General features: G+C 72.2%; 12 protein-coding genes and 2 pseudogenes. 9 read left to right on the top strand and 5 right to left on the bottom strand.

Going from position 1 to position 10,963, the window contains the following annotated elements:
• Positions 1–394 precede the first annotated feature (394 nt).
• The 6 genes and pseudogenes from ACIRFH_RS29275 to ACIRFH_RS29250 all read left to right on the top strand — a co-directional run.
• Positions 395–535: pseudogene (locus tag ACIRFH_RS29275) on the top strand (transposase); the annotation flags it as partial.
• A gap of 55 nt (positions 536–590) precedes the next feature.
• A complete protein-coding gene (locus ACIRFH_RS29270) occupies positions 591–812 on the top strand; it encodes a hypothetical protein (RefSeq protein ID WP_078941062.1) in 222 nt (73 codons plus the stop codon).
• 72 nt (positions 813–884) lie between these two features.
• Complete coding sequence (locus ACIRFH_RS29265) at positions 885–1,133, top strand: integrase core domain-containing protein (RefSeq protein ID WP_159044772.1); 249 nt, start codon at positions 885–887, stop codon at positions 1,131–1,133.
• Between the two features lie 572 nt (positions 1,134–1,705).
• On the top strand, positions 1,706–2,125 hold the full coding sequence (panD, locus tag ACIRFH_RS29260; RefSeq protein ID WP_403527118.1) for an aspartate 1-decarboxylase: 420 nt from the start codon (positions 1,706–1,708) through the stop codon (positions 2,123–2,125).
• Between the two features lie 25 nt (positions 2,126–2,150).
• Complete coding sequence (locus ACIRFH_RS29255) at positions 2,151–2,495, top strand: GNAT family N-acetyltransferase (RefSeq protein WP_403527115.1); 345 nt, start codon at positions 2,151–2,153, stop codon at positions 2,493–2,495.
• A gap of 48 nt (positions 2,496–2,543) precedes the next feature.
• Positions 2,544–3,194, top strand: a complete 651-nt coding sequence (locus ACIRFH_RS29250) for an aspartate/glutamate racemase family protein (RefSeq protein ID WP_403527112.1) — start codon at positions 2,544–2,546, stop codon at positions 3,192–3,194.
• Between the two features lie 957 nt (positions 3,195–4,151).
• On the opposite strand, the gene ACIRFH_RS29245 is transcribed toward ACIRFH_RS29250, so the two are convergent.
• Positions 4,152–5,525 (bottom strand): NAD(P)-binding domain-containing protein, encoded by a 1,374-nt coding sequence (locus tag ACIRFH_RS29245; protein WP_403527109.1) that lies wholly within the window; start codon positions 5,523–5,525, stop codon positions 4,152–4,154.
• A 512-nt stretch (positions 5,526–6,037) separates the two neighbouring features.
• Here ACIRFH_RS29245 and ACIRFH_RS29240 point away from each other — a divergent pair.
• On the top strand, positions 6,038–6,409 hold the full coding sequence (locus ACIRFH_RS29240) for an ArsR/SmtB family transcription factor (RefSeq protein WP_403527107.1): 372 nt from the start codon (positions 6,038–6,040) through the stop codon (positions 6,407–6,409).
• A gap of 26 nt (positions 6,410–6,435) precedes the next feature.
• Positions 6,436–6,936, top strand: a pseudogene (locus tag ACIRFH_RS29235) (GNAT family N-acetyltransferase); the annotation flags it as partial.
• 54 nt (positions 6,937–6,990) lie between these two features.
• Here the strand turns inward: ACIRFH_RS29235 and ACIRFH_RS29230 are convergent.
• Genes ACIRFH_RS29230 through ACIRFH_RS29220 form a run of 3 tightly spaced genes read right to left on the bottom strand, consistent with a single transcriptional unit; the run spans position 6,991 to position 9,463 of the window.
• The gene (locus tag ACIRFH_RS29230) at positions 6,991–8,061 is read right to left on the bottom strand and encodes an ArsO family NAD(P)H-dependent flavin-containing monooxygenase (protein WP_403527104.1); all 1,071 of its coding nucleotides are present in this window, start codon (positions 8,059–8,061) and stop codon (positions 6,991–6,993) included.
• Positions 8,058–9,158 carry an ACR3 family arsenite efflux transporter gene (arsB, locus tag ACIRFH_RS29225; protein WP_403527101.1) on the bottom strand — a complete coding sequence of 367 codons (1,101 nt, stop codon included), beginning with the start codon at positions 9,156–9,158 and terminating at the stop codon, positions 8,058–8,060. The genes ACIRFH_RS29230 and arsB overlap by 4 nt, the downstream gene beginning before the upstream one ends.
• On the bottom strand, positions 9,155–9,463 hold the full coding sequence (locus ACIRFH_RS29220) for an ArsR/SmtB family transcription factor (protein ID WP_403527098.1): 309 nt from the start codon (positions 9,461–9,463) through the stop codon (positions 9,155–9,157). The genes arsB and ACIRFH_RS29220 overlap by 4 nt, the downstream gene beginning before the upstream one ends.
• 93 nt (positions 9,464–9,556) lie before the next feature.
• On the opposite strand from ACIRFH_RS29220, the gene ACIRFH_RS29215 reads away from it, so the two are divergent.
• Entirely contained in the window at positions 9,557–9,970 is a 414-nt protein-coding gene (locus ACIRFH_RS29215; protein WP_403527095.1) for an arsenate reductase ArsC, read from the top strand.
• 286 nt (positions 9,971–10,256) lie between these two features.
• On the opposite strand, the gene ACIRFH_RS29210 is transcribed toward ACIRFH_RS29215, so the two are convergent.
• Complete coding sequence (locus ACIRFH_RS29210; RefSeq protein WP_403527092.1) at positions 10,257–10,667, bottom strand: four-helix bundle copper-binding protein; 411 nt, start codon at positions 10,665–10,667, stop codon at positions 10,257–10,259.
• Positions 10,668–10,963 lie beyond the last annotated feature (296 nt).

Genomic DNA, 10,963 nt, shown 5'->3' with positions numbered 1-10,963 from the left:
AGACCCCAAGCCGTTCATCTGGACCAAGACCGCCGAGGAAATCCTCGACTCCCTCGCCCGCATCTGCCGACGGATCTCTGGCGCAGGACACTAGCGATCCGGCTGTCGCGTCAAGTGGGCGGCGCGGGGCCCACAGGCTCCGCTGGGCCTACGGATCGGGTCTTGCTTGGCCAGTCCGAACAGTGGGCTGAGAACACCGGCACTCGCCCGCTTAGGCCAGCTGTCCGCACCTACACCTGGTACCGCACCTGGCAGCAATGCCGCGCTGTCGTTTCCACAGGCTGGCCCATCCCACCCGACCCGCAGCGCTGGGAGCGCAACCAGATTGAAGCTTCCCCTTGATCGTGGACACCTGGAGACTGGGATCTTGAGGTTCCAGAGGAAGTAGCACCAGGTGGGAAGCAAGTACACGAAGCGGTACACCGAGGAGTTCAAGCGGGACGCGGTCGCGCTCGTCGACTCCTGGGGGAAGACGGTCACCGCCGTCGTCCGGGAACTCGGCATCAGCTCGGAGTCCCTGCGCGGCTGGTACCGCCGGGCCAAGGCCGACCAGGGCGAGGGCGCCGCGGGCGAGCTGACCGGCGCGGAGCGTGAGGAACCTTCACGAAGAAGGCCGTCGCTTTTTTCAGGATCTCGATCGTCTGCTGCTGTTCGCGGTTCTCTCTGCAAAGCCGGCGCAGGGCTGGCTCTACCTGGCCTGCTGGCTGGACCTGGCCACCCGCGAGGTCGTCGGCTATGCCATGGCCGATCACCATCGCGCCGAGCTCGTCGTCGACGCCCTCGACATGGCCCACGGCCGAGGCGGTCTGTAGCCCGGATGCGTGATCCACAGCGATCGCGGCAGCGAGTACACATCGGCGCAATTCAGGGATTGAATACAGGAGTTGGGGCTGTGGCAGAGCTGCGGACGCACCGGATCGTGTTTCGACAACGCCGCAGCGGAGAGTTTCTGGGCCCTGCTCAAGGAAGAGATCGGACCCCGGACCTGGCCCGACCGGGCCACCGCCCGCGCCGAGGTCTTCACCTTCATCGAGACCTTCTACAACCGCCGCCGCCTGCGCAAGCACAAGATTTTCGGCTACCTCACACCGTCCGAGACCAGGCAGTGGCATCAACACGCCCTCGCGGCATAACGAACGAGTGTCCAAGATCACGGGGGAACTTCATACGGGCCTTGGCCCCTGATCTTGGACACACGACCCAGCTCCGCGACGCCGAGTTCGGCACTTCATGGAAGAGTTGAAGGCCGATGGGCCACGGAAAACCAGGTGAATATCTTCTGCGCCCGTAACCGTTGCCATCCGAGACTGATCCCTGCGCCCTGGGCATGGCGGAGAGGGGGAGATGACGCGGGAGTGCTCCATCATGTGGTGGTGGAGCGTGCTGGTCGGCTCTCGCACTCGCCTGTGAGCCGGGATCGAATTAACCCCCGAGCAGGCCCAGTGCCGCCGACTCTCGACATGCCTGATGAGATGTCAGGTAAGTCAGCATCCACTCAGCATCAGTCCCATACGGCTCTCCGCGCGTGCGCCCGGTCGGTGGCTTGGTGGCAGCCTGCTGGCGCAGAAAGACGCAGGCGGCAAGCCTGGTCACAGCAACGTACGATTTTCCTGGAGGTCTTCGAGCCGAAGGCATGCCGATGTACAGTGAGGGACGCCCCTGACCTGCAGGAAGTTGGCGGGGAGCCGTCTTCTAGGAGTCCAAAGTGCTGCGAACTTTGATCAAGTCCAAGATCCACCGCGCCACCGTCACCCAGGCCGACCTGCACTACGTGGGATCCGTGACGATCGACGCCGATCTGCTGGACGCCGCCGATCTGCTGCCCGGTGAGCTCGTGCACATCGTCGACATCACCAACGGTGCCCGGCTGGAGACCTACGTCATCGAGGGCGAGCGCGGATCCGGTGTGATCGGGATCAACGGGGCCGCGGCCCACCTCGTCCACCCCGGCGACCTGGTGATCATCATCAGCTACGCTCAGGTCACCGACGCCGAGGCGCGGTCGCTGAAGCCGCGGGTCGTGCACGTGGACCGCGACAACCGCGTCGTGAAGCTCGGTGCGGACCCGTCCGAACCGGTGCCGGGATCGGACCAGGAGCGCAGTCCCCAGGCCGTGTCGGCCTGATCCAACTCGCACGAGGAGCGTGCCCGTGAGCGACATCGAGATCCGTGACGACCGGACGGCGGGCCGCCTGGAGGCGTGGGGCGACGGGGAGGTGGTCGGACGCATCGAGTACTTCGTCCTGGAGGCTCCCGAGCGCGCCCTCGTCCCCGTGCACACCATCGTCGAGCCGGCACACGAGGGCAAGGGCATCGCGGGCTCGCTGGCGCGCGAGCTGTACACCATCGCGCGGGGCGAGGGCGTCGCCGTCGCCCCGCTGTGCCCGTACGTCGTCAAGTGGGCCGAGCGTCACCCGGACGAGGCCCCCGACGCCGACCCCGAGCTGCTGCGCGCGGCGAAGGAATGGCTCGTGGCCCATCCCGACCGGTTCTGACGAGAACGACAGGGACGGCAGGCACGACAAGGACGAGGAGTCCCACGCATGCTGGCACTGCTGCACACCTCACCCGTCCACGTGCCGGTCTTCGAGGCCCTGCGCGACGAAGCACATCCCGGCCTCGAACTGCGGCACCACGTCGACGCCGGACTGTTGGACCGGGCCCGTGGCGAGGGGCCGCAGGCGGTGCGGGCCGACATCCTGGCCGCGCTGCGACGGGCCGTCGCCGAGGGCGCGCGCGCCGTGCTGTGCACCTGTTCCACCATCGGCGGCGTCGCCGAGGAGGTCGCCGACGGGGCCGGGGTGCCCGTCCTGCGCGTAGACCGGCCGATGGCCGCCGCCGCGGTGGCCGCCGGTCCGCGCGTCGTCGTCCTCGCCGCCCTGGAGAGCACACTCGCGCCGACCCGGACGCTCGTCGAGGAGGAGGCCCGGCGAGCCGGGCGCCCCGTCGAGGTGCGGACGCTTCTGGCCGACGGTGCCTGGCCGTGCTTCGAGGCCGGGGACACCGACCGCTACGCACGTCTGGTGGCGGCCGCCGCGGACGGGGTCGACGACGCCGACGCGATCGTCCTGGCTCAGGCGTCCATGGCGCCGGCCCGGCGGTTGACGCGCACCCGGATCCCGGTGCTGGCGAGTCCCGGGCCGGGACTCGCCGCCGGTGCGGAGGCCGTCCGGAGCGGTCCGCCCACGCCCTGAGGAGCCGCGGACTTCCTCGGCCACTTGGGCCCCGCCCGTCATGCGGGGGAGTGAGTGGGGACGCCACGGTCGGGTAGGCGGGGGACAAGTCCAGAGCCGCTGTCGACCGACTGGCCGGAGGACCCCGCCATGACGAACCCGTATCCGGATCCCGTCCCGCCCGGGCCCACCCCGGGACCCACTCCGGGCCCGGACCCGACCCCCGCACCTCCGACCCCCGCGCCTCCGACGCCCGGGCCGGGTCCCGACCCGACGCCCCCGCCGCCACCGCCGGGCCCCGGCCCGGTCCCGACGCCCCCGCCTCCGGGCCCCGGCCCGTCCCCGGGACCGCAGCCGACCCCGCCGCCCCCGCACCCCGGTCCGCCGGAGCCCTCTCCGTCACCGATCCCGCCGGGACCGGAGCCGGTACCGAACCCGGAACCGGGACCACCGCTCAGCTGAGCCGAGGGCCGCGTCCCCGGAACGGCAAGCCGCACCCGGAGAGCAGAGAGCAGAGAGCTGAGAGCTGAGAGACCCGCGTCGTGAGCCCCGCTCCGTGATGCGAGAGCCGCGAGCACGCGAGCCGCACCGCGCGACGGCGGTGGACGACCACACCGGCCGCCCACCGCCGTCGGCCGTCCGATCCGCGATCCGCCGCCCACCGTCATCCCTACGTCGCCACCACGGCAGCCGAGCAGTCGCCCAGCCGCTCGTCGGCCGTCCTGCCGCCGGCCCCGGACGCGGGCCGCATCGTCATCACCAAGAAGGGTCCGGTCGGGAACGCCCTGCCCGGTGCCACGGTCCTCCCGCAAGCCCCATCCCGAGCGGGGGACTCGATGACGGCGAAGCCGTCGCGGAGCCTGGCGGGCTCGGCGCCGAAGAGCTTCGCGCAGGGGGCGATGGAAGCGGGCGGATCCGGTACGCGTAGGGCCGAGTCGCGCACGTGACACGGCGAACCCTCCGGGACGGGAGCGGTGTTCAGCAGCCACCGGAGGCGGTCGGTGCGCCGATGCCGATCTGCAGCGTGGCGGGGGCGGCGCAGCAGCCGCCGCCTTCGCCGCTCTGCGCTGCCTCGGGCTCGTCGAAGAGGCCTGCGCCGCCGCACACACCGGTCTCCGGCAAGGTCAGTTCGACGCGCTCGGCGGCCTCGTGGTCCCCGGCGAGGGCGGCCGTGATGGAGCGGACCTGTTCGTAGCCGGTCATGGCGAGGAACGTGGGGGCGCGGCCGTAGGACTTCATGCCGGCCAGGTAGACGCCCTGTTCCGGGTGGGACAGTTCCTTCACGCCGTGCGGGTAGACGGTGCCGCAGGAGTGGACGTTCGGGTCGATCAGCGGGGCCAGCGCGGTCGGGGCCTGGAGGCGCTCGTCGAGGCCGAGGCGGATCTCGGAGAGGAAGGACAGGTCGGGGCGGAAGCCGGTCAGGACGATCACCTCGTCCACCGGCTCCAGGCGGCGGCCGTCCTCGCCGGCCAGGACCAGGCGGCCGTCGGCCTCGCGTTCGATCGCCTCGGTGCGGAAGCCGGTGACGGCGTCGGCGTGACCGTCGTCGACGGCGGCCTTCGCCGCCAGGCCGAGCGCGCCGCGGGCCGGGAGCCGGTCGGCCTGGCCGCCGCCGAAGGTGGAGCCGGAGATGCCCCGGCGCAGGATCCACACCGCCTCGGTACCCGCCACGTCGTCGGACTTCGCGAGGTCGGCGAGGTGGGCGAGGGCGGTGAAGGCGGAGGCGCCCGAGCCGATGACGGCGGTGCGCCTGCCGGCGTACCGGGCGCGGACGGCGGGGTCCTGCAGGTCCGGGACGCGATAGGTGATCCGGTCGGCCGCGGCCTTCTCGCCGAGGGCGGGCAGGCCGCTGCCGCCGGCCGGACCGGGGGTGGCCCAGGTACCGGAGGCGTCGATGACCGCGCGGGCGAAGAGGCGCTCCTCGCGGCCGTCGGCGTGGGCGACGTGCACGACGAAGGGCTGCCGTTCCCGGTCGGCGTCCACGATGCGGTCCCGGCCCGCCCGGGAGACCCCGGTGACGCGCGCGCCGTAGCGGACGCGCTCGCCGATGGCGTCGGCGAGCGGCTGCAGGTAGAGCTCGGCCCAGTCGCCGCCGGAGGGGTAGGCGGACGGGTCGGGGTGCGTCCAGCCGGTGGGGGTGAGGAGTTTCTCGGCGGCCGGGTCGACGACCTCGCCCCAGGCGGAGAACAGGCGCACGTGCGACCACTCGCGCACCGCGGCGCCGGCCCTCCGGCCGGTTTCCAGGACCAGGGGCTCGACGCCCTGGCCGACCAGGTGGGCTGCTGCGGCCAGGCCGACGGGGCCGGCCCCGATCACGATGACGGGAAGCTCGGTGGTAGCGGGCGCGTTCACGGCGACTCCTTGCGTGCTTCGACATCTGTCGATGCCTTGTGCGGCCCAGCGTGACACTTGTATCGATATTCGTCAACATAGACACTCATCGAAGCCTAAGGGCTCGCTGATGATGCGTGTCGACGTCGCCGTCATCGGTGTGGCCGGTCCGGGCCTGCCGCCCCGTGCCCTGCCGCGCCGTGCCCTGCCGCGCCGGGGCTGCGGCTGGTGGTGCCGGAGGGCCCGGCCGCGTGGCCGGGGCGTGGTCGCGGCACTGCGACGGCCTCATCCTGTTCTCGCCCGGTCCGGTACGGCTCCCCGCCGGGGGTGTCGGCCCCCGGTGCCGTGAGGGCCTCGCTGCCGGGGTGCCGGGACTGGTGTTCGTCGGACTGGAGCGGCGGCGCGGTCTGTCGCCGAACTCGCTGTGCGGGGTGGGAGGGGGGTGGGGGCGTGCCGCCCGGCGCCCGGCCGGTCGCCTTGCGCACCGGTGGCGACCCTCGCCGCCTTGATTCGAACTGTGTCAACATAGACGCATGTCGAACACGAGGGTGTCGCCGCTGCCCGAATCCGACCGCCAGGCTGCGGTTCCCTGTTGCCCGCCGCTGACCGAGCGCCCGATGACCGCCGAGGAGGCCGAGACGGCCGCGCGGATGTTCAAGGCGCTCGGCGACCCGGTCCGGCTGCGGCTGTTCTCCGCCGTGGCCTCGCACGAGGGCGGGGAGGCGTGCGTGTGCGACATCTCCGACGTCGGTGTCTCCCAGCCCACGGTGTCCCACCACCTCAAGAAGCTGAAGGAGGCCGGGTTGCTCACCTCCGAGCGGCGTGGCACCTGGGTGTACTACCGGGTCGAGCCGTCGGTGCTCGCCGCGATGGGCAAGCTGCTGGCCGTGCCCGCCGCGGCCTGACGAACGAACGGGCGGAGGGGGACGTGGTGAGCGGGACGTCGGGTCCGGTGGTCGTGCCGCTGACGGTGGAGCACGCCGAGCAGGTGCTGGCGATCTACCAGGCGGGCATCGACGAGGGCGATGCCACCTTCGAGACCAGCGCGCCCGGCTGGGAGGCGTTCGACGCCGCGAAGTCGGCCGAGCACCGCTTCGTCGCGCTCGACGAGAGCGGGGCGGTGCTGGGCTGGGTCGCCGTGTCGAAGGTCTCCGACCGGTGCGCGTACGCCGGGGTCGTGGAGCACAGCGTGTACGTCCACCCCCGGGCGCGGGGGCGGGGCGTGGCCTCCACGCTGCTCGAGGCGCTGATCGACTCCACCGAGGCGGCCGGGATCTGGACGATCCAGTCGGGCATCTTCCCGGAGAACACCGCCAGTCTCGCCCTGCACCGGCGGGCCGGCTTCCGTGCGCTGGGCACGCGCGAGCGCATCGGCAGGCAGCACGGCCGCTGGCGCGACGTCGTCCTGGTCGAGCGCCGCAGCCCGCTCGTCGACCGACCCGGTGTCGGGCGACACCGGGGGACACGGAACGCGCCGGGCCCCCTGTCAGCTCCGCGCCCACAGCGCCGCGATCTCGCGGACGGCGTTCCGCGCCGGGCGCCCCACCCCGATCAGCGTCGCGGACGCCGGCCCGGTCCAGTCGCCGTAGCCGAGCAGGTGCAGGCGCGGTTCGTCGACCGCGCGGGTCCCCTCGGTCGCGATGCGCCCGCGCGTGCCACGGAGCCGGAGCGGGGCGAGGTGGGACAGGGCGGGACGGAATCCGGTGCACCAGATGATCGCGTCCGCCTCGGCGCGGGTGCCGTCGGCCCGCACCACGCCGTGCCGGTCCACGCGGACGGCCATGGGTGACGCCTTGAGCAGGCCCGCGTCCCGCGCCGCCCGCACCGGTGACACGGCCACGATGTCGCCCAGCGAGGCGACGCCGCCGGTGTCGCCGCGGCCGGCGTCGAGGGCGCGGCGGCGGGCGGTGGCGACGTCGAACAGGGCGCGGCCGTCGATGTCGTCCGGCAGGAAGCGCGGTGGACGCCGGGTCACCCACCTCACGTCCACGTCGCCTTCCAGGGCGAGGTCGGCGGCGATCTGCGCGCCGGAGTTCCCGCCGCCGACCACGATCACGCTCCCCAGCCCGGCGAAGTCGGCCGGGCGGCGGTAGTCCACCGTGTGGAGCTGCCGGCCGGTGAAGACGTCGCGGCCCGGGACGGCGGGGAGGAAGGGCCGTGACCAGGTGCCGGTGGCACTGATGACCGCCCGGGCCCGCCAGGTCCCGGAGTCGGTCTCCACCAGGAGCCGGTCGCCGTCGCGGTGCACGGCGTCGACCCGGGTGCCGTGCTGGACGGGAAGGGCGTAGCGCTTCCCGTAGTCGGTGAGGTACTCGACCACGTGCCCGGCGTCCGGATACGTCCGGCCCGGCTGGGCGGGCATGAGCCGGCCGGGCAGGGAGGAGTGCTCGGCCGGGGAGAACAGGTGCAGCGAGTCCCACATGTGCCGCCAGGAGCCGCCCGGCTCCGCACCGGCGTCCAGGACGACGAAGTCCAGGCCCCGGCGGCGCAGGTGGTAGCCGGCGGCGAGCCCGGCCTGGCCACCGCCGACCACCACCACGTCCACGAGCCGCGTCACGGCGCCGTCGTCACCGCGTCGGCGGTGAACTTCCTTCGCCAGGCGAGCGCGACGTGGACCAGGCCGATCAGCACCGGCACTTCGATGAGTGGGCCGACCACGCCGGACAGGGCCTGGCCGGAGGTGACGCCGAAGGTGGCGACGGCGACCGCGATGGCCAGCTCGAAGTTGTTGCCCGCGGCCGTGAACGCGAGCGTCGCGGTGCGGTCGTAGGCCAGCCCCAGGCCCTTGCCGAGGAGGAAGGTGCCGAAGAACATGACCGCGAAGTAGACCAGCAGCGGCAGCGCGATCCGGGCGACGTCCAGCGGTTGCGAGGTGATGGTCTTTCCTTGCAGGGCGAAGAGGACGACGATCGTGAACAGCAGCCCGTACAGCGCCCACGGCCCGATCTTCGGCAGGAAGCGCTGCTCGTAGGGCCCGCGGCCCATCCTCTGCTCGCCGATCCGGCGGGTCAGGAAACCGGCCAGCAGCGGTACACCGAGGAAGACGACCACGTTCAGGGCGATCTTCCACATGGAGATGTCCAGGTGCTCGCCGTCGCCCAGGCCCAGCCGGCCGGGCAGCAGGTCGAGGTAGAACCAGCCCAGCAGGCCGAACGCCAGGACCTGGAAGACCGAGTTCAGGGCTACGAGGACGGCCGCGGCCTCGCGGTCGCCGCAGGCGAGGTCGTTCCAGATGACGACCATGGCGATGCAGCGGGCGAGACCGACGACGATCAGCCCGGTGCGGTACTCGGGCAGGTCCGGCAGGAAGATCCACGCCAGCGCGAACATCACCGCGGGCCCGACGATCCAGTTGACGACCAGCGAGGAGACCATCAGCCTCTTGTCGCCGGTGACCGCGTCGAGCCTGTCGTAGCGGACCTTGGCCAGCACCGGATACATCATGACCAGCAGGCCGAGCGCGATCGGCAGGGAGATGCCGCCGAGCTCCACCTTCGCCAGTGCGTCGTCCAGACCCGGGAGGGCGCGGCCGAGGCCGAGTCCGACGGCCATGGCGATGAGGATCCACACGGCGAGGAAACGGTCGAGCGTCGACAGCTTCGCGACGACGGAGGGCTCCTCGGCGGTCGTCACGGGCGCTTCGGTGCGGGTCACGGACAGGCCCTCTTGTTCTCGGCGGCGGTGCGGGCGGAGGCGGCCAGCTCGGCGAACTGTCCGGCGAGCGTGGCGATGACGTCCGGACAGAGCCTGTAGTACGTGTACCGGCCACACGGCTCCGTCTCGACGACCCCGGCCTCGCGCAGTACGCGCAGGTGGTTGGAGAGGTTGGTCTGCCGCGCCCCCGTCTCCTCGACGAGGTGGGTGGTGCACAGCGTCTCGCGGGCGAGCAGTGTCACGATCCGCAGCCTGAGCGGATCCGCCAGGACCCGGATCAGGTCAGTGTCGACTGACGTCATCATGGACTGATGCTTTCACGTCAGCGGTGACTGACATCACCGGGTGCTGATGTCATACGTGCCTGATGCGGTCGCGAGACAAAAGGGAGACCCCTGATGTCCGACAAGCCCTCCGTGTTGTTCGTCCGCGTCCACAACGCCGGACACTCGCAGATGGCCGCCGCCTGGCTGACCCACCTGGCCGGGGACCGTGTCGAGGTCCGTTCCGCCGGCTCCGACCCGGGCGCCGGGGTCAACCCGGCCGCCGTCGAGGCCATGCGCGAGGCCGGCATCGACATCTCCGCCCAGGTGCCCAAGAGGCTCACCGTCGATGCCGTCGAGGACTCCGACGTCTGCGTCACCATGGGATGCGGCGACACCTGCCCGGTCCTCCCCGGCAAGCGGTACCTGGACTGGCGGCTGGACGACCCGGCCGGCCGGGGTGTCGAGGCCGTGCGGCCGATCCGGGACGAGATCAAGGCGCTGGTCGAGGGTCTGATCGAGGAGATCGCGCCGCGGCCCCGGTCCTGAGCACCGCCCGGACGTCCGCGACGTCACCGTCGTCGGCTCGTGCCCCGCCGGCTCACTGATCCCGCCCAGCCCGTCGCGCGGCGGGAGCGGCCATCAGCCGGGGACGAGCGGCGCCTCTGCCTTCGAGGCCGGGCGCCCGCGACCGCCGACCCCTGCTCGTGCGCGTATCGAGAGGGTGTGGGGCCGGGACGTCCGGAAACCGGCTCCGAGAAGCCCTGCGTCCCAGCGGTCACGGGCACCGTTGATCACCGGATCGGGCGCCTCGGCCCACCCGTCGGCCGAGGCGTCAGCCCAGACCGGCGAGCAGACCGTTGCACGCCTCCTCGCAGCGCCGGCACGCCTCGGCGCAGATGCGGCAGTGCTCGTGCGTGTCCGCATGACTGGCGCACTCGTCGCCGCACGCCTTGCAGACGGTGGCGCAGGCCTGCAGGACGGCCCGGGTGATGTTGGCGTCGTAGCCGGTGTGCCGGGAGAGGACCGACGCGGTGGCGTCGCAGACGTCGGCGCAGTCCATGTCGGTGCGGATGCACTTGGTCAGCTCGCCGACCATGCCCTCCGACAGGCAGGCGTCGGCGCACGCGGTACACGCCTGGGCGCAGGCCAGGCATTTCTCGATGCACCTGGCCATGGCTTCCTGGTCCACGCCTCCCAGGTCGGCGGGATAGGTGCGGAGCATGTCGTTGACGGAAGTGGTCATGTGGCCGCTCCTGGTCTGCTGCTGGCCGGGCGCCGGACGACGCCCGCTCGGTACCTGCCGGGTAACACCCGACCGCGCGCCGCAAACGACCGTCGGCGGACGGGCCGTGCTGGTCGTCGGTTCCGTCGCTGCCGCGGCGGGCACCGCCCAGGTCGAGTTCGAGGCCGATCACGAGCGCTCAGGCGCAACGCGCCGACGGCGAAGACCGGGGCCGCTTCGCTGAGCCGGCTCCCGTGCCGGTCCGGCCGGCCCGCCGCGGGAGCCGCGGTCGGCGGGTGCGGCGGCGCGGCGACGGC

It is taken from the genome of Streptomyces sp. NPDC093586 (assembly GCF_044764905.1).
In the GTDB taxonomy this organism is placed as follows: Bacteria; Actinomycetota; Actinomycetes; order Streptomycetales; family Streptomycetaceae; genus Streptomyces.
The sequence above is the reverse complement of the archived record's forward strand: the minus strand, read 5'-3'. Positions and strand labels throughout refer to the sequence as shown.

Bases quoted from the DNA above. Each gene is read 5' to 3' on its own strand.
- ACIRFH_RS29240 (WP_403527107.1), top strand. From the start codon at position 6,038: ATGTCGAACACGAGGGTGTCGCCGCTGCCCGAATCCGACCGCCAGGCT.
- ACIRFH_RS29215 (WP_403527095.1), top strand. From the start codon at position 9,557: ATGTCCGACAAGCCCTCCGTGTTGTTCGTCCGCGTCCACAACGCCGGA.
- ACIRFH_RS29210 (WP_403527092.1), bottom strand. From the start codon at position 10,667: ATGACCACTTCCGTCAACGACATGCTCCGCACCTATCCCGCCGACCTG.
- ACIRFH_RS29220 (WP_403527098.1), bottom strand. From the start codon at position 9,463: ATGATGACGTCAGTCGACACTGACCTGATCCGGGTCCTGGCGGATCCG.
- ACIRFH_RS29250 (WP_403527112.1), top strand. From the start codon at position 2,544: ATGCTGGCACTGCTGCACACCTCACCCGTCCACGTGCCGGTCTTCGAG.